26 protein-coding genes are annotated in these 22,918 nt (G+C 59.4%); 20 read left to right on the top strand and 6 right to left on the bottom strand.

Annotated features, from left to right (window positions below):
• Window positions 1-13: 13 nt before the first annotated feature.
• The 9 genes from msrB to ptsP all read left to right on the top strand — a co-directional run bounded on the left by msrB (window position 14) and on the right by ptsP (window position 8,061).
• Window positions 14-460 (top strand): peptide-methionine (R)-S-oxide reductase MsrB, encoded by a 447-nt coding sequence (gene msrB / locus OE750_RS15225; RefSeq protein WP_263765167.1) that lies wholly within the window; start codon window positions 14-16, stop codon window positions 458-460.
• Complete coding sequence (msrA, locus tag OE750_RS15220) at window positions 457-966, top strand: peptide-methionine (S)-S-oxide reductase MsrA (RefSeq protein ID WP_263765166.1); 510 nt, start codon at window positions 457-459, stop codon at window positions 964-966. The genes msrB and msrA overlap by 4 nt, the downstream gene beginning before the upstream one ends.
• Before the next feature lie 210 nt (window positions 967-1,176).
• Entirely contained in the window at window positions 1,177-1,878 is a 702-nt protein-coding gene (locus OE750_RS15215; protein WP_263765165.1) for a GntR family transcriptional regulator, read from the top strand.
• A 15-nt stretch (window positions 1,879-1,893) separates the two neighbouring features.
• Window positions 1,894-2,691: a phytanoyl-CoA dioxygenase family protein gene (locus OE750_RS15210; protein ID WP_263765164.1), complete on the top strand. Its 798-nt coding sequence runs from the start codon at window positions 1,894-1,896 to the stop codon at window positions 2,689-2,691.
• A 122-nt stretch (window positions 2,692-2,813) separates the two neighbouring features.
• Window positions 2,814-3,311: an NUDIX hydrolase gene (locus OE750_RS15205; protein WP_318528003.1), complete on the top strand. Its 498-nt coding sequence runs from the start codon at window positions 2,814-2,816 to the stop codon at window positions 3,309-3,311.
• 70 nt (window positions 3,312-3,381) lie between these two features.
• Entirely contained in the window at window positions 3,382-3,801 is a 420-nt protein-coding gene (locus tag OE750_RS15200; protein ID WP_263765163.1) for a DUF1178 family protein, read from the top strand.
• Window positions 3,798-4,445 (top strand): SDR family oxidoreductase, encoded by a 648-nt coding sequence (locus tag OE750_RS15195; protein ID WP_263765162.1) that lies wholly within the window; start codon window positions 3,798-3,800, stop codon window positions 4,443-4,445. Before OE750_RS15200 ends, OE750_RS15195 begins: the two co-directional genes overlap by 4 nt.
• Before the next feature lie 85 nt (window positions 4,446-4,530).
• Window positions 4,531-5,769, top strand: coding sequence for an aspartate kinase (locus OE750_RS15190; RefSeq protein WP_263765161.1), 1,239 nt, complete (start codon window positions 4,531-4,533; stop codon window positions 5,767-5,769).
• 39 nt (window positions 5,770-5,808) lie between these two features.
• Window positions 5,809-8,061 (top strand): phosphoenolpyruvate--protein phosphotransferase, encoded by a 2,253-nt coding sequence (gene ptsP, locus OE750_RS15185; RefSeq protein ID WP_263765160.1) that lies wholly within the window; start codon window positions 5,809-5,811, stop codon window positions 8,059-8,061.
• A 107-nt stretch (window positions 8,062-8,168) separates the two neighbouring features.
• Here the strand turns inward: ptsP and OE750_RS15180 are convergent, their stop codons facing one another.
• Both OE750_RS15180 and OE750_RS15175 read right to left on the bottom strand, forming a co-directional pair.
• On the bottom strand, window positions 8,169-8,969 hold the full coding sequence (locus tag OE750_RS15180; RefSeq protein WP_263765159.1) for an EcsC family protein: 801 nt from the start codon (window positions 8,967-8,969) through the stop codon (window positions 8,169-8,171).
• A 31-nt stretch (window positions 8,970-9,000) separates the two neighbouring features.
• A complete protein-coding gene (locus OE750_RS15175) occupies window positions 9,001-9,486 on the bottom strand; it encodes a GNAT family N-acetyltransferase (RefSeq protein WP_263765158.1) in 486 nt (161 codons plus the stop codon).
• An 80-nt stretch (window positions 9,487-9,566) separates the two neighbouring features.
• Here OE750_RS15175 and OE750_RS15170 point away from each other — a divergent pair, with 80 nt between their 5' ends.
• From OE750_RS15170 to hpaH, 9 genes are all read left to right on the top strand, one after another.
• Window positions 9,567-10,172, top strand: coding sequence for a flavin reductase family protein (locus OE750_RS15170; RefSeq protein ID WP_263765157.1), 606 nt, complete (start codon window positions 9,567-9,569; stop codon window positions 10,170-10,172).
• A gap of 87 nt (window positions 10,173-10,259) precedes the next feature.
• Entirely contained in the window at window positions 10,260-11,483 is a 1,224-nt protein-coding gene (locus tag OE750_RS15165; protein ID WP_263765156.1) for an MFS transporter, read from the top strand.
• A 153-nt stretch (window positions 11,484-11,636) separates the two neighbouring features.
• Window positions 11,637-13,349: a methionine--tRNA ligase gene (metG, locus tag OE750_RS15160; RefSeq protein ID WP_263765155.1), complete on the top strand. Its 1,713-nt coding sequence runs from the start codon at window positions 11,637-11,639 to the stop codon at window positions 13,347-13,349.
• A 236-nt stretch (window positions 13,350-13,585) separates the two neighbouring features.
• Window positions 13,586-13,975 carry a 5-carboxymethyl-2-hydroxymuconate Delta-isomerase gene (locus OE750_RS15155; protein ID WP_263765154.1) on the top strand — a complete coding sequence of 130 codons (390 nt, stop codon included), beginning with the start codon at window positions 13,586-13,588 and terminating at the stop codon, window positions 13,973-13,975.
• A gap of 1 nt (window position 13,976) precedes the next feature.
• Window positions 13,977-15,488, top strand: a complete 1,512-nt coding sequence (gene hpaE / locus OE750_RS15150; protein WP_263765153.1) for a 5-carboxymethyl-2-hydroxymuconate semialdehyde dehydrogenase — start codon at window positions 13,977-13,979, stop codon at window positions 15,486-15,488.
• A gap of 27 nt (window positions 15,489-15,515) precedes the next feature.
• The gene (gene hpaD / locus OE750_RS15145; RefSeq protein ID WP_263765152.1) at window positions 15,516-16,496 is read left to right on the top strand and encodes a 3,4-dihydroxyphenylacetate 2,3-dioxygenase; all 981 of its coding nucleotides are present in this window, start codon (window positions 15,516-15,518) and stop codon (window positions 16,494-16,496) included.
• 9 nt (window positions 16,497-16,505) lie between these two features.
• On the top strand, window positions 16,506-16,817 hold the full coding sequence (locus tag OE750_RS15140) for a cupin domain-containing protein (RefSeq protein ID WP_263765151.1): 312 nt from the start codon (window positions 16,506-16,508) through the stop codon (window positions 16,815-16,817).
• A 3-nt stretch (window positions 16,818-16,820) separates the two neighbouring features.
• Entirely contained in the window at window positions 16,821-17,675 is an 855-nt protein-coding gene (locus tag OE750_RS15135) for a fumarylacetoacetate hydrolase family protein (RefSeq protein ID WP_263765150.1), read from the top strand.
• Window positions 17,672-18,466 (top strand): 2-oxo-hept-4-ene-1,7-dioate hydratase, encoded by a 795-nt coding sequence (gene hpaH, locus OE750_RS15130; RefSeq protein WP_263765149.1) that lies wholly within the window; start codon window positions 17,672-17,674, stop codon window positions 18,464-18,466. The genes OE750_RS15135 and hpaH overlap by 4 nt, the downstream gene beginning before the upstream one ends.
• Here the strand turns inward: hpaH and OE750_RS15125 are convergent.
• Together OE750_RS15125 and OE750_RS15120 are read right to left on the bottom strand one after the other, a co-directional pair.
• A complete protein-coding gene (locus OE750_RS15125) occupies window positions 18,447-19,601 on the bottom strand; it encodes an alpha-D-ribose 1-methylphosphonate 5-triphosphate diphosphatase (RefSeq protein WP_263765148.1) in 1,155 nt (384 codons plus the stop codon). The genes hpaH and OE750_RS15125 overlap by 20 nt on opposite strands.
• Window positions 19,594-20,328: an alpha/beta fold hydrolase gene (locus tag OE750_RS15120; protein WP_263765147.1), complete on the bottom strand. Its 735-nt coding sequence runs from the start codon at window positions 20,326-20,328 to the stop codon at window positions 19,594-19,596. Before OE750_RS15120 ends, OE750_RS15125 begins: the two co-directional genes overlap by 8 nt.
• A gap of 54 nt (window positions 20,329-20,382) precedes the next feature.
• Here OE750_RS15120 and OE750_RS15115 point away from each other — a divergent pair, with 54 nt between their 5' ends.
• On the top strand, window positions 20,383-20,829 hold the full coding sequence (locus tag OE750_RS15115; protein ID WP_263765146.1) for an NUDIX domain-containing protein: 447 nt from the start codon (window positions 20,383-20,385) through the stop codon (window positions 20,827-20,829).
• Here OE750_RS15115 and OE750_RS15110 read toward each other — a convergent pair.
• On the bottom strand, window positions 20,799-21,656 hold the full coding sequence (locus OE750_RS15110) for a DMT family transporter (protein WP_263765145.1): 858 nt from the start codon (window positions 21,654-21,656) through the stop codon (window positions 20,799-20,801). The two genes, OE750_RS15115 and OE750_RS15110, sit on opposite strands and share 31 nt — an antisense overlap.
• A 230-nt stretch (window positions 21,657-21,886) precedes the next feature.
• On the opposite strand from OE750_RS15110, the gene OE750_RS15105 reads away from it, so the two are divergent.
• Complete coding sequence (locus OE750_RS15105; RefSeq protein ID WP_263765144.1) at window positions 21,887-22,318, top strand: glyoxalase superfamily protein; 432 nt, start codon at window positions 21,887-21,889, stop codon at window positions 22,316-22,318.
• Between the two features lie 33 nt (window positions 22,319-22,351).
• Here the strand turns inward: OE750_RS15105 and OE750_RS15100 are convergent, their stop codons facing one another.
• Entirely contained in the window at window positions 22,352-22,843 is a 492-nt protein-coding gene (locus tag OE750_RS15100) for a GNAT family N-acetyltransferase (protein ID WP_263765143.1), read from the bottom strand.
• Window positions 22,844-22,918: the final 75 nt, after the last annotated feature.

The raw sequence follows: 22,918 nt of genomic DNA, 5'->3' as shown, positions 1-22,918 counted from the left end.
GGGAGCCTCCGCCATGAATTACCAGAAAACACCAGAATCCCTCGCCGCCCTCACCGATGAAGAGCGTTTCGTCACTCAAGAGAGCGGCACAGAGCGGCCCTTTACGGGCAAATACAACAGTCACTTCGAGGCTGGCCTTTATGTGGATATCGTCTCGGGCGAGCCGCTCTTTGCCTCCAGCTCCAAGTTCGAATCAGGCTGTGGCTGGCCGAGCTTCTCCAAGCCCGTCGAGGAAGCCTACGTGAACGAGCTGCGCGACATGACACACGGCATGGTCCGCACCGAAGTGCGCTCTGCCCATGGCGACAGCCACCTTGGCCATGTCTTTCCGGACGGTCCGCCTGAAATGGGCGGGCTACGCTACTGCATCAACTCCGCAAGCCTGCGCTTTGTTCCCAAAGATGAAATGGAAGCCGAAGGCTACGGAGCCTACCTAAACCAAGTGGAGGACGCATCATGACAACCGAAACCGCAATTCTCGCAGGCGGCTGCTTCTGGGGCATGCAAGACCTGATCCGCAAAATGGATGGCGTGGTCAGCACCCGTGTCGGCTACACAGGCGGCGATGTGCCCAACGCCACCTACCGTGACCACGGCACCCACGCCGAAGGTATCGAGGTTGTGTATAACCCCGAAAAAATAAGCTACCGCAAGCTCTTGGAGTTCTTCTTTCAGATTCATGATCCGACCACGGAGAACCGCCAAGGCAATGATCGCGGCATGTCATACCGCTCCGCGATCTACTACATGGACGAGGCGCAAAAAGCCGTCGCGGAAGACACCATCGCCGATGTAAATGCCTCTGGCCTCTGGCCCGCGCGCATTGTGACAGAACTTGAGCCCGCAGGTGATTTTTGGGAAGCCGAGCCAGAGCATCAGGACTATCTGGAACGGATTCCAAATGGTTACACTTGTCACTTCATCCGCCCCGATTGGGTTCTCCCCAAGCGCTCCGCTGCAGAGTAAGCACTAAACTCAAGGCAGTATATCTTTCAACCTCCGCCTGCTTCCCTTCAGGCGGAGGTTTTCTTTTGTGCGACAAGCTTCTGAAACAGAAGAAGTTTTCAGTTTTTCCACAGCCTCATGTTGCAGGTTTCACAAGTCTCGCCGATAAACCCTCTTTACTTCTTATTTGTGCATACATATCAATTCACCCAAGCAAACCAAGGGTAAGCCATGCGCAACGAAGAATATTCAGGATGGGAAGACGTGCGCGCCGAAGCGTTGCGCCGCATTCAGTCGCGCGCATGGGCGCCCGGCGCGCTGATTCCCTCCGAAGAAGAGTTCGCCCGCGAGCTTTCTTGCGCACGCACCACGGTCAACCGCGCCCTGCGCAGCCTCGCTGAAGAGGGGCTGCTTATCCGCAAGCGCCGCGCCGGCACCCGTGTCGCCGAGCTGCCCCAGCGCGCGGCCAAGCTCAATATCTCTCTGGTCGCCGAAGAGATTCGCGCCCGTGGGGCAAGCCCGTCCCATCTCTGCATCCTGCAAGACAGCCGCCCGCTGCCAAGCCATATCGCGGCGGCTATGTCGCTGCCCGTTGCCGCGCCGCTCATTTATGTCGAAACACTGCATCTCGCCGATGCCCGCCCCTTTGCCTTTGAAACCCGCTTTATCAATCCGCAAAGCGTGCCCGCTGCCAGGGAGGCCGACTTTGCGAGCGTTTCCGCCAACGAATGGCTTTTGCGCCACGCGCCGTTCAACCACGGCACACTTGATTACTCCGCCCGGCCCGCTGAAGCGGAGGCTGCAGAAGCCCTCGGCTGCGCGCCCCAAACACCCACACTTGTGCTCGACCGCGTCACCCACGGCCCCGAGGCCGCTATCACTTGGGTTCGCATGGCCTACGCCCCCGATTATCACCTCACCATGAAGCTTTAACCAAAGGAGCCCAACATGCCTCATCCGCTTCTCACCCAAGACCAGATCGAGACCTACCAGCGCGACGGTGTCATCGTCATTCGAGGCCTCTTCAATGACCATGTCGAAACCTTGCGCGCAGGTGTTGAACGCAACATGACCGAGCCAGGCCCTTTCGCGTCCGAAAATAAAAAAGACGGCGAAAAAGGCCGCTTCTTTGATGATTATTGCAACTGGCAGCGCATTCCGGAGTTCGCCGAGGTCATCGCACACTCCCCCGCCGCCGAAGTTGCCGCCGACCTGATGGGCAGCCAAACGACACAAATGTTCCACGACCATGTCCTCGTCAAGGAGCCGGGCACCTCGATGGCGACCCCTTGGCACACTGACGGGCCTTACTACTTCGTCGATGGCGTGCAAAATGTCAGCTTCTGGTCACCGCTCGACCCCGTGAAAGACGCCGCCCTGCGCTGTGTCGCAGGCAGCCACGCTTGGGAAAAGCCAGTGATGCCAATGCGTTGGGTCGCAGGCGAGAGCTATTTCCCCAATAAGGAAGATTATATGCCCGTCCCCGACCCCGAAGCCGAAGGCATGGACATTCGCGAATGGGAGATGGAGCCGGGCGATGCCGTCGCCTTCAACTACGCCATCCTGCACGGCGCACGCGGCAACACCTCCCAAACCCGCCGTCGCGCCTTCAGCCTGCGCCTTGTCGGCGATGATGCCCGCTATGTCGAGCGCCCCGGCCCGACCTCGCCACCCTTCCCCGATCACGGCATGAAAGCAGGCGAGCGCTTGCGCGACGATTGGTTCCCCGTCATCTACACGCGCTAATCCGGCGTAAATCGGGCACAAATTACAACATCTTGGGGGGCAAAATCGCGCGCCCCCCAAGGAAGGGCTGGCCAAGGCTTCAGTTTTGATTCAAACTTTCTGCTTAAAACGAGCGCAGGACAATGAAAGAGAAGCCCGAAGCCATGGTCATTCAAGGCCCGAAACAACTCCCGATCCTGCTCAAAGGCGCGCGCAAAACCGATGTGCGCAGCCAGTTCGCAGCGCTCTGCTACCGGATGCGAAAAGGTGAGCCCGAAGTCTTGCTCATCACCTCGCGCGGCTCCCAGCGCTGGATCATCCCCAAAGGCTGGCCAATGGCCGAGAAAACCCCCGCAGAAGCCGCGCTGCAAGAAGCATGGGAAGAAGCGGGCGTGAAGGGAAAGGCCTATGATCGCTGCTTGGGGCTGTTTTCCTACACCAAAGAACTCAGCCCGAAAGAAAGCTTGCCTTGCATCGCATTGGTCTACCCTGTGCACGTCACCTCGCTTGAAAAGAACTTCCCCGAAAAAGGCCAGCGCCGCCGCAAGTGGTTCAGCCCGAAAAAGGCGGCAGGTAAAGTCTCGGAACCGGAACTGAAGAAAATCCTCAAGACTTTCGATCCCCGCCTGCTCGAAGCCTGAGGCCCGCACAAGGCTTGCACGACGCGCCACAAAGCTTATCTATTTACTAACGATACCTTAAAGGCACGCGATGATCAGTTTTTCGCTCAAATGCGCACATGGCCACAGCTTTGACAGCTGGTTTCAGTCCTCTGAAGCCTTCGAGAGTCTGCGCGCGTCCGGCAAAATAGAATGCGCCGTCTGCGGCTCGCCCGAGGTTGAAAAATCCCTCATGGCGCCGCGGGTCAGCACGCGCGATACGTCAAAAGGCGCACTCAGCCAGCCCGCGCACCCCGCCGAACAGGCATTGTCCGAGATGCGCCGCAAAATTGAGGCCAATTCCGAATATGTCGGCCCCAAATTCGCCGCCGAGGCCCGCAAAATGCACTTGGGCGATGCGCCGGAGCGTGCAATCTATGGCGAAGCCAAGGTGGAAGAGGCCAAAAAGCTCATCGAGGATGGTGTGCCTGTCATGCCCCTGCCCTTCAAGCCGAACAGGAGATCAAATTGAGCCATATTCTCATCACCGGGGCCAATCGTGGCATTGGCGCACGTCTCTCCGAGCTTTACACTGTCACGGGCGACACTGTCACAGCCACCGCCCGCAGCGGTGATGGCTACGCCGCCCTCGATGTGACCAATCCCGCCAGCGTCAAGGCGCTGGCCAATGCCATGTCAACCGAGACAGTCGATCTGCTCGTCTGCAACGCAGGCATCTATCAGGACAAGGGCCAGATTCTGGAAGATGGCTACCCCGCGCAAATGTGGGCTGATACGTTCGCCACCAATGTAACAGGCGTCTTTCTCACCGTTCAGGCCTTCCTGCCGCATCTCCTGCGCTCCGAAGCGCCCAAAATCGCGATCATTTCTTCGCAAATGGGCAGCGACACCCGCGCGCCGGGCGGCAGTTATATCTACCGCAGTTCCAAAGCCGCCGCGCTCAACCTCGCGCGCAATCTCGCAACCGATCTGAAACCTGAAGGCATCGCCGTGGGCTGCTATCACCCGGGTTGGGTCCGCACCGAAATGGGCGGTGAAGGTGGCGATATAGACGTGGCCCAGTCCGCTGAAGGCCTGATCAAGGAGTTCGACGCCCTCAGCCTCGAGACAACAGGCTGCTTTCGCACATGGGATGGCCGCGATCACCCCTATTGAGTCGCTCATTTTGACGCGGCATCACGCTCTTGCTCTCACGTCTCAGAGAGACTAAACCGCGCTTCACGTAATAAAGAGGCCTCCCATGCCCGTTCTGGTGATGAAATTCGGCGGCACATCCGTCGCCAACCCCGACCGCATCCGCCGCGCAGCCAAGCGCGTGGGCGTTGAAGTGGCCAAGGGCTATGATGTGATCGTGATTGTCTCGGCTATGTCCGGCAAGACAAACGAGCTTGTCGGCTGGGTCAATGAAACCTCCCCGCTCTATGACGCGCGCGAATACGACGCGGTCGTTTCCTCGGGTGAAAATGTGACAGCGGGCCTCATGGCGCTGACATTGCAGGAAATGGACATCCCCGCACGCTCTTGGCAGGGCTGGCAAGTGCCTGTGAAAACCACTTCGGCCCATGCCTCTGCACGGATTGAAGATATCCCCCCCGCCAATATCGAAGCAAAGTTTGCCGAAGGTATGCGCGTGGCCGTTGTGGCAGGCTTTCAAGGCATCAGCCCCGAAGGGCGCATCACAACACTGGGCCGCGGCGGCTCCGATACAACGGCTGTCGCCTTTGCGGCGGCGTTCAAGGCCGAGCGCTGCGATATCTACACCGATGTCGACGGCGTCTACACCACCGATCCGCGCATCTCGTCCAAGGCCCGCAAGCTTGATAAAATCGCCTTCGAGGAAATGCTTGAGCTGGCCTCGCTTGGTGCAAAAGTCCTGCAAACCCGCTCGGTCGAACTGGCCATGCGCTACAAAGTCAAACTCAGAGTGCTAAGCTCTTTTGAAGAACAATCCGACGATGCGGGCACGCTCGTTTGCGATGAGGAGGAAGTTATGGAAAACCGCCCCGTATCAGGCATCGCCTATTCCCGCGATGAAGCCAAAATGACGCTGCTCTCCGTGGCCGACCGCCCCGGCATTGCCGCAGCAATCTTCGGCCCGCTCTCCGAGGCCGGCATCAACGTCGATATGATCATCCAGAACATCGCCGAAGACGGCCGCACCGACATGACTTTCTCCTGCCCCGTCGATCAGGTGAAGCGCGCCGAGAAAGCCATGGAAAACGCCAAAGAAAGCGGCGAAATCAACTATCACAACCTCGTTGCCGACACCGATGTAGCCAAGGTTTCGGCCGTGGGAATCGGTATGCGCAGCCAATCCGGCGTGGCCGCGACCATGTTCAAAACGCTATCTGATGAAGGAATAAACATTAAGGTTATTGCGACATCGGAAATCAAGATTTCCGTGCTGATCGACAGGAAATACATGGAACTCGCCGTCCAAGCGCTGCATGATGCGTTTGAGCTTGAGAAACAGGCCTGAGGTTTTCCTTGGGTCAGACCACACAAGGCCCGCAATAAAATGACAGAGCCAAGCGTCCCAATCAAAACAGACAGCCGGCATATGCTGGCCCGTCTGCGCGAGGTTATGGCCGAGGACAGTGCCGGTCAGGCGCGGCTTGATACCATCACCAAGCTTATCGCCGAAGAAATGCACTCAGAGGTTTGCTCGGTCTACCTCTTTCGCGACGATGACACACTCGAACTCTGCGCCACCGAAGGCCTCAAGGCCGAATCTGTCCACCAGACCCGTCTCAGAATAGGCGAAGGCCTCGTTGGGCGCGTCGCGCGCAAGGGCCAGCGGATCAACACCCCCGATGCCCCTTCCGAACGCGGTTTCCGCTTCATGCCCGAAACAGGCGAAGAAATTTACTCCAGCTTCCTCGGCGTGCCGATCCAGCGCTTGGGCGAAAAGCTCGGCGTGCTTGTTGTCCAGACCAAAGACGCCCGCGAATTTGCCGATGAAGAGGTCGATGCCCTCGAAGTTGTCGCCATGGTGCTCGCCGAAATGGCCGAGCTTGGCGCCTTTATCGGAGAGGGAGCGGCCCTTTCGGCGCGCCACACCCAACCCGTCCTTGTGCGCGGCACAACAGGACAGGAAGGCGCGGCCGAAGGCCACGTCTGGCTGCACGAACCCCGCGTGGTGGTGACAAACCCCTTCGCCGAAGACCCGCACCGCGAATTGGAACGCCTCAACGAAGCGGTCGAGGAGTTGCGCGTGGGCGTTGACAAAATGCTCGCAGGCGCGCGCGGCGGCGGCAAAGAACAGCTCGACGTGCTCGAAGCCTACCGCATGTTCGCCAATTCCAAAGGCTGGATGAGCCGCATGGAGCAAGACATCGGCCGCGGCCTCTCCGCCGAAGCCGCTGTCGAAAAAGAACAATCCACCGCCCGCGCCCGTATGCAGCAGGTAAAAGATGCCTACCTGCGCGAGCGCCTGCATGATCTCGATGATCTCTCCAACCGCCTTTTGCGCATCCTCACGGGACAGGGGCTCAACACCGGGGCCGAAATGCCGTCCGATCCCGTGCTGATTGCGCGCAATATCGGCCCCGCCGAACTGCTCGATTATGGCCGCTCGCTCAAAGGCATCGTGCTCGAAGAAGGCTCTGTCGGCTCCCACGCCGCCATCGTTGCCCGCGCATTGGCAATTCCGCTTGTCGTGCATGCCACCCGCATCACCACAGAGGCGCTTAACGGCGATCACATCATGGTTGATGGCGATCAGGGTGTCACACACCTGCGCCCGGATGACAGCGTCGTCGCCGCCTTTCGTGACAAAATCGCAATGCAGGCGGATGCCCAGGAGCGCTACGCCTCAATTCGCGACAAGCCCGCCGAAACGCGCGATGCCCAGACAATCAACCTGCACATGAATGCAGGCCTCATGGCCGATCTGCCCTCGCTTGACGGATCAGGTGCCGATGGCGTCGGCCTGTTCCGCACCGAATTGCAATTTCTGGTGCGTAACCAGATGCCACGGCGCTCCGAACTCTCCGCGCTTTATGCGCGTGTTCTTGATGCGGCACAGGGCAAACGTGTGGTGTTTCGCACGCTCGATATCGGCTCTGACAAGGTGCTCCCCTACATGAAGCCCCACGACGAGCCGAACCCCGCGCTTGGCTGGCGCGCCATCCGTGTGGGTCTCGACAAACCCGGCATCATGCGCATGCAACTTCAAGCGCTTCTGCGCGCCGCAAACGGCCGCCCCCTGACGGTGATGTTCCCTTTTGTGGCCCAGTCCGAAGAGTTCCGCGCCGCCCGCGACGAGATGGACAAAGCCATCGCACGCGAAAAAGTGCTCGGCCACTCCCTGCCCGACACTCTCGAAATCGGCGCGATGCTGGAAACGCCCTCACTGGCCTTTGCCCCTGACAAATTCTTTGACGAGGTTGATTTTCTCTCTATCGGCGGCAACGACCTGAAACAATTCTTCTTCGCCGCCGATAGAGAAAACGAACGCGTCCGCCGCCGCTATGACAGCCTCAACGTGAGCTTTCTGACGTTTCTGGAAGGCATCGTGAAACGCTGCGCCGGCTCGAACACCCCGCTCAGCTTTTGCGGTGAAGACGCGGGCCGCCCGCTCGAAGCGGTCTGCCTCGCAGCCATCGGCCTGCGCACACTGTCAATGCGGCCCGCCTCCATCGGTCCCGTCAAAAGCCTGCTGCGCCGCGTGGACTTGGGCGAGGTCAAAGCCCTCATTGACGCCGCCGCCGAACGCGGCGATCAATCGGTTCGGCCAGCGGTTGTCGAGTATATCCGCTCCCTCAACTGAGGTTTTGCGCTGCGCTACGCGCATCGCGGCGGGGGCCTCGCTTCGCTCGGCCCCGACTTTTATGCCTTCGGCGAGGATATTTTTAGCAAGAAAAAGACAAGGAGCGCCTAGCTGGTGCGGTTGATCTTGGTTTTGCGTATCTTTGTTTTGAATCGTGCCAGCAGATCATCATGCGAAAGGTCCGAATTGATCGCGAGGCGACGTAGGCCGAAATGCACATGCGCCATGTCCTGATAATAGCTCGTGTAGGCGTAATTCGTCGCAGCCCCCGCCGCCGCGCCCAAAACAGGCACGGTCTGAGCCGCAAGTTTCTGGCCCAAAACAACGGAGAGGCGCGGTGCAATCCGCGCAATCAACCCGCTCAAGGCGGCTCCGTTAACCATGATCCGCGTGGAGAGAAACGCAAGATCCGCACCGTCATCGCCATCCAGCGGCCCTGCCACGGCAAAAACAGTGATACAATCGTATTTCACGGCCTCTTCAGAGGTGTCAAACCCGTGCTCCTCGGCAATCGTCTGGATGGCCCGCAAGAGCACTGTTGTTGTCACCGGCAGTTCGGCCAAAGCCGAGGGCAGCCCGCCAAAGCCGCCCGCCGCGCCCATGGCCGTTGTCAAGGCGCGGGTCATCCAGCTTGGCTCGCCCGCCATAGTGCTGCGCGAGCGTGTCGCCGCATCAAGGGCCAGGCGCAAAGCGCGTTCGGTCTGGCTTTCCAGCCCTTCGCGCACAGGCCTTGGCAAGCGCTCCAGCAGGCTGTCGGCCTGACCGCCGATCTGGTTGAGCAGATCAATCACCAAACCGCCTGCGCGCCCGTAACGCCGCGCCAGCGCGGTAAGCTCGGCCTCGACTTCGGCTTCGGAAATCGGCGCGCCCAGTATCTCCATACCGCGTATATCCATGCTCTGTGTCATGCCTTAAAGATCGTGCGCAGCGCTTTGGTTTTCAAGCGTCTTTCGTGACTTTCCCCGTAATGCCGTTCCAAGCCCCGTCTTGAAGCTCAAATCCCAGCACCCGTGCAGGGTTGGTCGGCGGCGGCATTTCCACATTCGCCAGCGGCGTAAAACCAAAGCGCACATAATAGGGCGCATCGCCCACAAGCATCACCCGCGCCCAGCCGCCCGCGCTGGCCGCCGCCAGGCTTTCGCGGATGAGCAACCCGCCCACCCCCTCGCCCTGACGTGTCGGATGCACGGCCACAGGCCCCAGCAGCAAGGCACGCGCAGGCCCGATCCTGACGGGCCAGTAACGGATTGCCCCTGCCAGCTCGCCAAACTCGTCGCGCGCCACATGGCTCAGCCCCTCGGCCGGTGCAACGCCATCGCGCAAACGATAGGAAGAAAGCCCCTCACGCCCGGGCGCGAAGCACAAATCATAAAGTGTCTCAACCTCCCAGCCCTCCTCAGGCTGCTCGGGGCTCAGCTTGATCACGCGGCAAAACCTCCTTTGCACTGGAAACGCCCCTAGCACGGCGCTATGCACGGGGCAAACGCCACGAAGGAGCCCGCGCCATGTTTTTCCGCCCGGAGGAGGGCCACGGCCTTCCGCACAACCCGTTCAATGCCCTCATTGTCCCCCGCCCGATCGCATGGATATCAACCCGCGGCAGCGCAGGTATCGACAATCTTGCGCCCTATTCCTTCTTTTCGGGTGCAGCCTATGTGCCTCCGCAGGTGATGTTTGCTTCAACGGGTACAAAAGAAGACCGCGACGGCACAAAAGATACCCTCGCCAATATCCGCGAAAGCGGCGTCTTCTGCGTGAACCTCGTCGAGGAAGCGGCGACCGATGCAATGAACGCGAGTTCGCAGACTTTGCCTGCCGGGATCTCGGAGTTTGATCACGCGGGGCTCACCCGCACGGCGTGCGAAACCATCCCCTGCGCAAGGCTTGAAGGCGCACCCGCCTCGATGGAGTGCAAACTGGTCGATATCCACAAAAGCCGTGGCGCATCCAACTACGTTGTCATCGGCGAGGTCACGGGCATCCACCTGCGCGATGATTGCATGGTCAACGGCCAGTTTGACGCTACCCGCTTTAACCCGCTCGCCCGCATGGGCTACCGCGAATATAGCGTTGTGCGCGAAGTGTTCGAACTGTCACGCCCGGATGACTGAACAGCAGGGCCACAGCAGGCAAATACGACACCCGAAAGTCGAAAACATGCTTGCTAATACCTGACCCGCTGCCATGCTGGCTCTGATATGCGCCTCCTGATCTCCTTCGCCGCCCTGTTTATGTCAGTGGCGCTCTTGCAACTCTCGACAGGTGGGGTCGGCCCGCTTGATGCGCTTTCAGGCATCGCTCTGGGTTTTTCCCGCGCCGAGATCGGTCTGCTCGGCTCCGCACATTTCCTCGGCTTTTTCATTGGGTGCTGGTGGGCACCGCGCCTCATGGGATCCGTCGGTCACTCCCGCGCTTTTGCCGCCTTCACATCGCTCGGGGCCATCGCCCTTCTGGCGCATTACATCGTGATCGGCCCCTATGCCTGGGCGCTGATGCGGATCGCTTCCGGCCTCTGCGTGGCGGGCTGTTACACCGTCATCGAAGCCTGGCTGCAAGCAAAAGTCACAAATGAAACCCGCGGCCGCACCATGGGTGTCTACCGCCTTGTCGATATGAGCGGCTCGCTGTTCAGCCAACTGCTCATCGGCTTTCTCGCCCCCGCGCACTATGTTTCCTACTCGATCCTCGCCATCCTGTGCTGCGCCGCGATCCTGCCACTCACACTCACTTCGGCCAGCCAGCCCGAAACTCCGAGCGCCCCGCGCCTGCGTCCGATGCTGGCTGTCGCGCGCTCTCCGCTCGCCGCCGTAGGCGTTGTGGTCGCCGCCCTCAGTTCGGCCTCGTTCCGCATGGTCGGCCCGGTCTATGGCCAGGAAGTCGGCCTGCAAGTGACCCAGATCGCAACCTTTCTCGCCGCTTTCGTCCTCGGCGGCGCTCTCGCACAATACCCGGTCGGCTGGCTCGCCGATAAATACGATCGTCGGTGGGTGCTGATCTGGCTCTCCGTCGCCGCCATCATGAGTTGCGCGTCCACAGCCCTGCTGCAAAACCTCAGCACAACAGGTATCCTCCTCAACGCCGCTTTCTTCGGCCTCACCACCTTCCCGATCTACTCTGTCGCCGCCGCTCATGCCCATGATTTCGCAAGCTCCGAAGAACGCGTCGAGCTCTCCGCCGCGCTCATGTTCTGGTTCGCCACAGGTGCCATCGCCGCGCCGCTCGTCGCCTCATACCTCATGGAAGCCTTCGGCCCGCCGGCTCTCTTCATCATGATTGCCGTGGGCCACGCGGGCCTCGCCGTATTCGGCCTTGCCCGCATGCGCAAACGCGCCAGCCCCGCCCAGCGCACGCCCTACATCTATGCACCCCGCACGTCCTTCACCATTGGCCGCCTCCTGGGCCGGAGCCGCGACAAACCCTGACTCCCCCGGCTTATTCTGTTCAAAATACCTTGGGGGTCCGGGGGCAAAGCCCCCGGCGGGTCGGGTTTTCGCGAAGCGAAAATCCGAAACCTGTAGAACCTACGCAAATCATCCGTTACACACCCGCCAAAGCGCAAAACAAAGGCTCTCCAGATGGCACGTCACCTCATCACCTCGGCAATCCCCTACATCAACGGGATCAAACATCTGGGCAACCTCGTCGGCTCCCAGCTCCCAGCCGATCTTTACGCCCGCTACCTGCGCCAGCGCGGCCATGAGGTGCTCTTCCTCTGCGCCACCGATGAACACGGAACGCCCGCCGAACTCGCCGCCGCCAAAGCCGGCAAACCCGTCGCCGACTTCTGCGCCGAAATGCACGAGGTCCAGGCCAATATCGCCAAAGGCTTCGGGCTCTCGTTTGATCACTTCGGCCGCTCGTCCAGTGCGCAAAACCACGCGCTCACACAACACTTCGCAGGCGCGCTCTATAAAGCGGGCCTCATCGAAGAGGTCACAGAAAAACAGATCTACTCCCCGGCCGATGGCCGCTTCCTGCCGGATCGCTACATTGAAGGCACCTGCCCCAACTGCGGCTTTGAAGATGCCCGCGGCGATCAATGCGACAACTGCACCAAACAACTCGACCCGACCGATCTGATCAATCCGCGCTCCTCCGTCTCGGGCGCCACCGATCTGGAAGAACGCGAAACCAAGCACCTCTACCTCAAGCAATCAAACATGCGCGAGCAGTTGCAAGACTGGATCAACAGCAAAACAGACTGGCCCGTCCTCACAACCTCCATCGCCAACAAATGGCTCAATGACGGCGACGGCCTGCAAGACCGTGGCATCACCCGCGATCTCAACTGGGGCATCCCCGTCAAGCGCGGAACCGAGGATTGGCCCGGCATGGAAGGCAAGGTCTTCTACGTCTGGTTTGACGCCCCCATCGAGTATATCGCCTGCGCGCAGGAATGGGCCGATGCAGGACAGGGCCGCGACTGGGAGCGCTGGTGGCGCACCGACAAAGGCGCCGATGATGTCACCTACACCCAGTTCATGGGCAAGGATAACGTCCCTTTCCATACGCTCTCTTTCCCCGCCACCATTCTGGGCTCGGGCGAACCTTGGAAGCTTGTCGATTACATCAAATCCTTCAACTACCTCAATTACGAAGGCGGTCAGTTCAGCACCTCCCGTGGCCGTGGCGTATTTCAGGATCAGGCGCTCGATATCCTGCCCGCCGATGTCTGGCGCTGGTGGCTCCTGTCTCACGCGCCCGAAAGCTCGGACGCCGAGTTCACATGGGAAAACTTCCAAGCCTCGGTGAACAAAGACCTCTCCGATGTGCTGGGCAATTTCGTCTCCCGCGTCACCAAGTTCTGCCGCTCCAAGTTCGGCGAAACTGTCCCGAGCGCCGGTGAATACGGCCCGACTGAAGACGCGCTCATCGCCGACATCGAGGTTCGCATCCGTGCTTACGAGCAACACATGGAGGCGATGGACGTGCGCAAATCAGCTGCCGAACTGCGCGCCATCTGGGCCGCCGGCAATGAATATCTGCAAGAGGCCGCTCCGTGGAGCGTCTTCAAAACAGACGAGGACAAGGCCGCCGCACAAATCCGTCTCGCGCTCAATCTCATCCGCCTTTATGCGGTTCTGTCTGCTCCCTTCATTCCGACAGCCTCGGCAAAGCTTTTCACCGCGATGAACACACTTGATACAAGCTGGCCCGATGATCTGCGCGCAAGCCTCGGCAGCCTGGAAGCGGGCCACGAGTTCTCCGTTCCGGACAACCTCTTTGCCAAAATCACCGATGAAGAGCGTGAAACCTGGGCCGCCAAATTTTCGGGCATCCGCACATAACTCCTTCTCTATTTCACGTCCCCACCGTGCGCCGCATTAGCTAATTTTCCCTTAACAGCTACGGGGTTTTAGCGGTGCACGGGGGGTGCACGCCCTGTGCACGCTTATCGCCCCCGTGGAATCAGCGGCCTTCCCCCGCTCTTAACCAAGCGGTGCGCAGCCGTAATATTCACTTCAGACTTGACTCATGCGCCCCATCTACTTAACATGTTAATTAGATAAGAGGGACATAACCGATGCCGCACTTTTCCATAGAATATTCGGCAAACCTTGAAGAGCACGTTGATATGCCGGCGCTGCTTGATGTGCTCCGCCTCGCGGCCATCGAAACAGGCCTTTTCCCCCTCGCAGGCATCCGCATCCGAGCCTTCAAAGCCAATCACGTGAGCATCGCCGATGGCGACCCCCGGCACGCCTTCCTCGATCTCGGCATCCGCCTGCGTGAAGGCCGCCCTCAAGATGCCAAAGAAGCCGCAGTATCTCATATTTTCAAGACCCTAGAGGGCTTTCTCGCCCCTGCCATGGCCCAACATTCCATCGCCCTTTCCATGGAAATGCGCGACATCGACGCCAGCCTAAGCCCCAAGGCCGGCTCCATCCGTGACCACCTGAAGAAAGACAACTGACATGAGCGATTTAACCGCAAATATCTCCAAGGCTCAGGCTTACCTCACCCGCTTCAAAGAGGTTGGTGTCATGAACCGCATCAACGGCAAATCCCTGCCAGCGCTCTCTGGCGAGACCTTCAAAAACCACTCGCCGGTCGATGAAGACTTCCTCTGCAACGTGGCCAAGTCCGGTGCGGCCGATATCGACGCTGCCGCCCGCGCCGCCCACGCCGCCTTCGCTGAATGGCGCGACCTTCCTGCCGTTAACCGAAAGAAAATACTGCATAAAATCGCAGACGGCATTGAAGCCCGCGCCGAAGAAATCGCCTTCGCCGAGTGTCTTGATACGGGCCAGCCGCTCCGCTTTATGTCCAAGGCCGCCCTGCGCGGCGCAGAGAACTTCCGCTTCTTTGCCGACCGTGCGCCCGCCGCACGTGACGGCCAGTCGCTGCCCTCACCCACGCTGATGAATGTGACAACCCGCGTGCCCATCGGCCCCGTCGGTGTCATCACGCCATGGAACACGCCGTTCATGCTCTCCACATGGAAAATCGCGCCCGCGCTGGCCGCTGGTTGTACCGTGGTTCACAAACCCGCCGAGTTCAGCCCTGTCACCGCCAGTATCCTCTGCGAAATCGCCCATGAAGCGGGCCTGCCCGATGGCGTCTGGAACCTCGTGAACGGCTTTGGCGAAGACGCAGGAAAGGCACTCACCGAGCACAAACTGATCAAGGCCATAGCCTTCGTCGGCGAGAGCAAAACAGGCTCCATGATCATGCGCCAAGGCTCCGAATCGCTGAAGCGCGTGCACTTCGAACTCGGTGGTAAGAATCCCGTAATCGTTTTCGACGATGCTGATCAGGACCGTGCCCTCGATGCCGCGATCTTCATGATTTACTCCCTCAACGGAGAACGCTGCACATCCTCCTCCCGCCTGCTTTTGCAAAAGAGCATCGCAGGCGAATTTATCGACAAGCTCGTCAAGCGGGTGAACAACATAAAAGTGGGTCATCCCCTTGATCCCAATACAGAAATTGGCCCGCTCATTCACAAGGTCCACTATGACAAAGTCTGCTCCTACTTCGATATCGCCAAAAAAGACGGCGCCACAATCGCTGCGGGCGGCAAGGCCCCTTCAGGCAAAGGTCACTATGTTTCCCCCACCCTCTTCACAGATGCCACCCCCGATATGCGCATCGCTCAGGAGGAAATTTTCGGCCCCGTCCTGACAACCCTCACCTTTGAAACCGAGGAAGAAGCGCTAGAAATCGCCAACAGCGTTGATTATGGCCTCACAGGCTACGTCTGGACGCAGGATATCACCCGCGCCATGCGCTTTACCGACAAGCTCGAAGCTGGCATGATCTGGGTGAATTCTGAGAATGTCCGCCACCTGCCCACTCCCTTCGGCGGCGTCAAAGCCTCGGGCATAGGCCGCGACGGCGGCGACTGGTCGTTCGAGTTCTACATGGAACAAAAACACATCGGCTTCGCCATCGGCGAGCACACCATCCCGCGCCTCGGCGCCTGATCTTCACTCGTAGCCCGGAGACACACCATGCCCGTTCCCGCCCCGAACCTTTACCCCGATTTCAACATCGTGCGGCTCTCTCATGTTGAATACCGCGTGAAAGACCTCGCCAAATCGCGGGCGTTCTACGTCGACACCCTCGGCCTGCAAGTCACCCATGAAGACGAAAGCCGCATCTACCTGCGCGCCCTTGAAGAGCGTGGCCATCACTGCATCGCTCTGGTCAAAGCCGACGCAGCCGATGTGGGCGTTTTGGGCTTCAAGCTCTATGATGAACCCGACCTTGAGAAAGCTGAAGAATGGTTCAAAGCCAAAGGCTTGCCCACAGAATGGGTCACACGCCCGCACATGGGTAAGACCCTGCGCACCCGTGATCCCTGGGGCATCCCGCTTGAGTTTTATGTGCGCATGGACCGCCTCGCGCCGATCCATCAGGAGTACAAGCGCTACCACGGCGTGCGCCCCCTGCGTATCGACCATTTCAACATGTTCTCGTCTGATGTCGACGCCTCAGTGGCCTTCTACAACGAGATGGGTTTCCGCACGACAGAATACACCGAAGATGCCGACAGCGGCAAAGTCTGGGCCGCATGGATGCACCGCAAAGGCGGCGTGCATGACGTGGCTTTCACCAACGGCACAGGCCCGCGCCTGCATCACACGGCCTTCTGGGTTCCAACGCCTCTGGCGATCATTGATCTGCTTGATGTCATGGCCACCACAGGCTGGGTTTCCAACATCGAGCGCGGCCCGGGCCGCCACGGAATTTCCAACGCGTTCTTTCTCTATATCCATGATCCCGACGGCCACCGCATCGAAATTTATTGCTCTGACTACCAGACAGTTGATCCGGACCTTGAGCCAATCAAATGGGACCTCAAAGACCCACAACGCCAAACCCTCTGGGGCGCGCCTGCGCCACGTTCTTGGTTTGAGCATGGCAGTGTTTTTGAGGGGGCCGAAACCCGTGAAAGTGAACTCAAGGCGCAGCCGATTATCGCGCCGTAAGGAGGCCACATGTGCAACTCATCTGAAGGAACAGCTAAGGGCGAAGTGCTCATCAACAATGGCCGCGTGCGTGTCACCCGCTGGTCTTTTGCCAACAAGGGCGACAACACAGGCTGGCACAGGCATGAGCACGACTATGTCGTTGTCCCGCAGTTTGATGGAACACTCGAAATTGCGCAGCCCGGGGGAAAGCATATGACAGCCACGTTGCAAACCGGCGTGCCATACTATCGCGAAATCGGCGTCGAGCACGATGTGATCAGCGGCAATAACTTCCCCTGCGCGTTTATTGAAATTGAACTTCTCGACAAGAAAGGCTGAGCCATGCGCTTTGCGACAGTAAACACCGAAACAGGCCAGCTCTACGGGGCGGTCGTCGAGGGCGGCTTTATCGCCCTCTCGCCCGATTTCTCCGAATGGAGCACGATGCGTGATGTCATCGAGGCAGGTGGCTTGCCAGCGCTTGCCAAGGCCGCCGAGGGCCGTGCTGTAACCCACCCCAACGACAGCTTCACCTACGCAGTTCCCGTGCCCGACCCCGAAAAAATAATCTGCGTCGGCGTCAACTTTCCTGACCGTAACGCCGAGTATAAAGATGGGCAGGATGCCCCGCCCAACATGTCGCTCTTTCCGCGCTTTGCGCGCAGCTTCACGGGCCACGACGAGGCGCTGGTGCGCCCGCCCGAAACACCCCAGCTCGACTATGAAGGCGAAATCGCCGTCATCATCGGCAAGGGAGGGAGGCGCATAGCCCAAGCTAATGCATTTGATCATATAGCCGCCATAAGCCTCTGTAATGAAGGCACTTTACGCGATTGGGTGCGCCACGCAAAATTCAACGTCACCCAAGGCAAAAACTGGGACAACTCAGGCGCAATCGGCCCTTGGCTTGTGCCCTTCGAACGCGCCGAACAGCTTGATGACATCCGCCTCACAACCCATGTAAACGGCGAACTCAGGCAAGATGACCGCACCTCGCGAATGCTCTTTCCGATCCGTCGACAGATCGAATACATCTCGACCTTCACCACTCTGGTTCCGGGTGATATCATCATCACAGGCACCCCCACAGGTGCTGGCGCGCGCTTTGATCCGCCCCGCTTTCTCGTGCCGGGTGACGAGATCATCATCGCCGCCGAAGGTATCGGCGAGCTCAGAAACACGGTGCGCGACGAATGACACCTGACGAGATCAAATCCGCTGCAACTGTACTTTTTGAAGCCGAGAAAACGGGCGTTCAAACGGGACTGCTTTCTGTCGCTTATCCGCAGATCAACATGGATGATGCCTATGCGATCCAGGCCGAGCTTGTCGCTCAAAAGAAGGCCGCAGGGCTCAAAACCATCGGCTGGAAAATCGGCCTCACTTCGCGCGCAATGCAGATGGCGCTCAATATCGACATCCCCGACAGCGGCGTGTTGCTTGAAGATATGGCCTTCAAAAATGGCGCGGTAATCCCTGCGGGCCGTTTCATCCAGCCCCGCATCGAGGCCGAAATCGCCTTTGTGATGAAGGCCCCCCTCAAGGGAAAAGTAACCCGAGCACAGGTGATTGCCGCCACAGATTATGTCGCGCCAAGTATCGAAATTCTCGACACCCGCATCCTGCGCGCCGACCCTGCCACAGGCCAGAGCCGCAAGATCTTTGACACCATCTCCGACAACGCTGCCAACGCCGGCATCGTCATGGGGGATGGGCGGTTTGACCCCGCATCAGACCTGCGCTGGATCGGCGCTATCGTCTCCGCGAACGGGCAGGTTGAGGAAACAGGCCTCGGTGCAGGTGTTCTCAATGACCCCGTCGAAGGCATCGTCTGGCTCGCCGCGCGCATGGAGCTTTACGGGCAAAGCATCGAGGCGGGGCAAGTCATTCTTTCAGGCTCGTTCATACGGCCCTTGGAGTGCCCTGCCGACACCCTGATTGAGGCCGACTTTGGCCCATGGGGCGTGGTCAGCTGCCGTTTTGAATAAAGCGTTTGGCGATATCGCCAGACATATAGCTCACCCGTCCGCCAGCAATGGTCGCGGCCATGCGGCGGCTTTCGCCGTCTACGATCATAAAATCCGCGCGCTTGCCCGCCGCCAGAGAGCCGCGGTCCTCAAAGCCCAGAAGCCGCGCTGGCCCGCTAGACACAAGCGCCCAAGCGCCTGCCAGATCGAGCATCCCGGCCTCCTCAACAAAGAACGCCGCGCGCCTTAGCGAAGGATAATGATAATCCGAAGCAAGCGCATCACAATGCCCCATCGCGATCATATCCACTGCGCTCACATTGCCATTGTGGCTGCCGCCGCGCACCACATTGGGCGCCCCGAGAATGACCCCCGCACCCAGCCCACACGCAGCCTCTCCTGCCTCCAAAGTCTCGGGGAATTCAGATAGCGTTACGCCTCGCTCTTGCCAAAAGGCACAGTCATCACGCGAACGGTCATCATGGCTTCCAAGCGTCACACCACGCGCCAACAGCCTCTCGGCCAGCCCGCGGACGGCCTCTGGCACCAACCCGCGCTCGTCGTGCATCTTTTGCAGCTGTTTGTGTAGCGTCTCGGGGCTACGGCGGCTTTTCAGTGCCATCCCGTTCAAACGGCGCGGCACAAGTCCTTTGGCAAGGCGCTCATGCGGGATATGATCGTTAAACACCACATACTCGACACCATGTTCCGCCACGAGCGCTTCAAAGCGGTCGTAGTCCTCAAGCATATGGGTTTCAAAGCGCAGCTGTCTGCGCAGATCCGTCACCGTATCTCCCGCCATGTGGCCCAGAGCCTCAAGAAACTGCGCTGCAAAATCGGGGCCCCGATAGCCGCCTTCCCAGCTGAAAAACTGCGCCATAACAGCCGTGGTAATTCCGTTGGCGGCAAGCTCGGCCTCTGCCGCGCGCAGTCCGGCGCCAAGGTCTTTCATCGCACCACGACGCATCGCCAGATGGCGCTCGAACCCGTCGCCATGAATGTCCACAAGCCCGGGCAGAACAAGATAGCCCGCAAGATTCACCTCGCGGCCACCCGCCTCACAAATCAACCCGTCCGAAAACGAAAGCGGTTCACGCACCAAACCCTCGGGGCCAAGCACATCCGCACCGACCAAACGCAACGAAAGCTCACTCATCTCGCAGCGGCCCTTCCTCTGAAAACATGTTGAGCATGGTGAGATCGTGGTTGAACTTTCCGTTGCGCAAAAACTCTAACACCTGAGCCACAACAAGCGGATTGTTCATCAGAAACGTATGAGTCACGGGCAGCACGATATGGTCTTTCATGCCTGTCACCTTGGTTGACGCAACCGAAACCTTACCGTCGTCAGCGCCCTTCAGCAGCACCGAAAACGCAGGGCTGAGCGAGCGATTGCCCGCAATCACGCCCAGATCGAAATCAACATCCGGCAAATGCGCGGCAATACCGTCGGGCCCCGTGCCAAGCTGCTTTCCCGCAGGTCCGTTGAACCAGCCAAACGCCTCCCAATCGCCAAACTCGTCCACAACCTCCGAGCCCTGATTGGGCGGGGCCAGCATCACTACGCGCCCAAGGTTCTCGGGCTTCACTCCCGCAAACCAGTAGCGCAGCAAAATCCCGCCCATAGAATGCGTAACATAGTGCACCGTATCGTCACCACAGGCCTTGGTCGCCTCGGGCAGAACAGCCGTAGCAAGCGACGCCACGGTTTCCTTCGTCGAAGGGTAATTCGGGCGGATCACGGTGTAGCCCTGCTCCTCGAGCACCTCTTCCATCAGAAAAAGCGAAGCATCACTGCGCGCCAGCCCGTGCAACAGAACAACGCAATCCGCCCGCACGAGGGCAGGCAATAAACACAAGAAAAGGGCTAATCCATAACGCATGCGCTTGAGATAGCCATTATAGCTGGCCTATGAAAGAGACAAAGGAGCACAACCATGCCCCAGCGCCCCATTCGTCTCGCCACCCGCGCGATCATCCTGCACGACAACAGGCTCCTGATGGTCAATGCCTTCGCGGGGGATACCTCCGATCTGTGGTGCGCCCCCGGCGGCGGGGCCGAGCCGCATCAAAGCCTGCCCGACAATCTGGCGCGCGAAGTCTACGAAGAAACGGGGCTGCACATCTCGGTTGGTGCGCCTTGTCTGGTCAACGAATTTCACGCGCCCTCGCATAGCTTTCATCAGGTTGACCTCTACTTTCGCTGCAAGATCATTTCAGGCGCTTTGACAGAGGACTGGCAAGACCCTGAAAATATCGTCACCAAGTGGCAATTTTTCAGCCGCCAAGAGCTTGAGAGCATCCGCTACAAGCCCGACAGCCTGCCAGATATCGCTTGGGGCGATGGCGCCTTCTACGATGCCTTGGAGCCCTTGGTACGATAAAGCGAAAGCACCACACCGCCCAAGACCATGCTTGCAGCCACAGCAAAACGCCAGCTTGGCGGCTCTCCCAGAAAGAGGACCCCGCCTGCAAGTGCTATGATAGGCACAGTGAGCTGCGCCACAGCCGCCACGCTTGAGGGCAGTTCAGGCAACACCCGGTACCAGAGCGCATAGCCCAGACCCGAAGTGACAGCACCAGAAAGAGCCGCCAGAAGTGCGCCAGTTCCACTCATCCCATCCCAAAGAAAAAACGCGGGCAGAAGCCCCAAGGGGGTCGCCCAAACAAAATTACGCGCCGTTGCAGCCAGCGGATCATCTGCCTTTGCGCCGACAAGCGAGTAAATACCCCAGCCGAGAGCGGCGATGAGCATTAGCGCAGCGCCGCCCACAGGAACAGGCGTGGCACTGTTTGGCCACATCAAGAAAGCAAGACCCGCAAAAGCAAGAGACACGCCCGCCCATCGCATCGGCGGCACATGTTCCTGCCGCAAAAGCGCACCGGCAAACATCGTCACCTGCACACCGCCAAACAGGATCAGCGCCCCAAGGCCCGCATCAAGGCTGATGTAGGCAAACGAGAATCCAAGCACATAGGCGAGGAGCGAAAAAGGCCCCACAACGCTTGTCAGCCGCCAGCTCGCTCGCCCACGGATCTGCACCAGAAGCGCAAGCACCAACGCACCCGAAAGAAGGCGCAGCGCCGCAAAGCCCGCCGCCCCCGCCTCGCCGCCGCTCAATGCCATACGGTTCAGAACCGAGTTCGCCGCAAAAGCGACCATCGTAAGTGCAACAAGCATAATCAGTCGCATTGGGTTTGCTGTCTCCATGATGGATGCTGGCAGTTTGCGCGAAGCCGCTGGGAGGCACAAGAAAAGCCCTCCCTTGACAGCCGCACATCTCGCCCTTATCTGCCCCTCAGGGTTCGGACCCCTGCCGCTCGCAGGCGCAAGCCATGGTGAAGTCCGAAAACAACATGAAAAACCGACGTCAGCCCAAGCGGTTCGTTGGCAACGCGAGCGCCCAGCCCATCTCCGCAAGACTGCTGAATGAGGTTAACATGACACATCTACTCCCCTCCCTTGATGCCCTCAAAGCTCAGGCAAAAGCCCTGCGCCGCGCGCTTGATCACCAAGGCAATCCTATCACGCATAGCCAGTCGCTTGAGCTTTTGGCGCAGCAGCTTGGCCACCGTGACTGGAACACATTGCACGCCCAAATCGGCAATCAACCTGCCCAGCCCTTCGCGGTCGGCCAGCGCGTTAGCGGACATTACCTGAAGCAACCGTTCAAAGGCACCATCATTGCGCTCAACAACCAAGGTGGCGGTCAGTATTTCCGCCTCACGCTCGACTTTGACACGCCTGTTGATGTGATCACCTTCGAGAGCATGTCAAACATGCGCAAACGTGTGAGCGTAACAGTCGGCCGCGATGGTCGCACGGTTGAGAAGACCTCCGATGGTCAGCCTCATATGGTGCTGGACATTTAACACCTTCGGGCTGCGCCTCAAGGCGTGGCCCGTCTACTGCCCGTCAAATGCTTTGGGATAGACAAGCTTTGCCTCAGGTGTGCTATCCACTCCAGCAAGTAAAGTGTGCTCAACCGGATATGGGCTCTGCAATTTCGCCGCCCGCGCATGTGAAAACCCGGTGCGCTCGTAAAATTCGGGCTGCCCTAACACAACAACAGGCTGCCCCGCACCCTCCGCCCAGGCTACCAGCTGCCCAATCATCCGCTTGCCGTGGTTCTTCCCTTGCCAATCAGGCCGGATCGCCACAGGCGCAAGGCAGAGCCAGCCTTTCGGCGCAACCATCTGCGAGAGTGCATAGTATCCGATGATATCTTCGCCCAAAGGCAAAACCATCTCCCCCGCCATCGCGCCGCTCTTGCGCAGTTTCCCCACAAGCTCGGCCTCATCGGGGCCACCGAACGCCTCGCGCAACACCGCATCGACCTGCGCAGTTTCATCAGGCTTCATCGGGCGCACGAAAGAGGGGAAAAGAGGAGTGGTCATGGCGCAACCTTAAAGGATTGCACAGATAAGAAAAGGGCGCCCCATATGGAGCGCCCCTCTTTGTTTCAGGCGTCA

Source organism: Lentibacter sp. XHP0401, from assembly GCF_025751535.1.
Taxonomy (GTDB): Bacteria; Pseudomonadota; Alphaproteobacteria; order Rhodobacterales; family Rhodobacteraceae; genus Lentibacter.
Note: the sequence above shows the minus strand (reverse complement) of the source record. Positions and strands in the feature narration are given on the sequence as shown.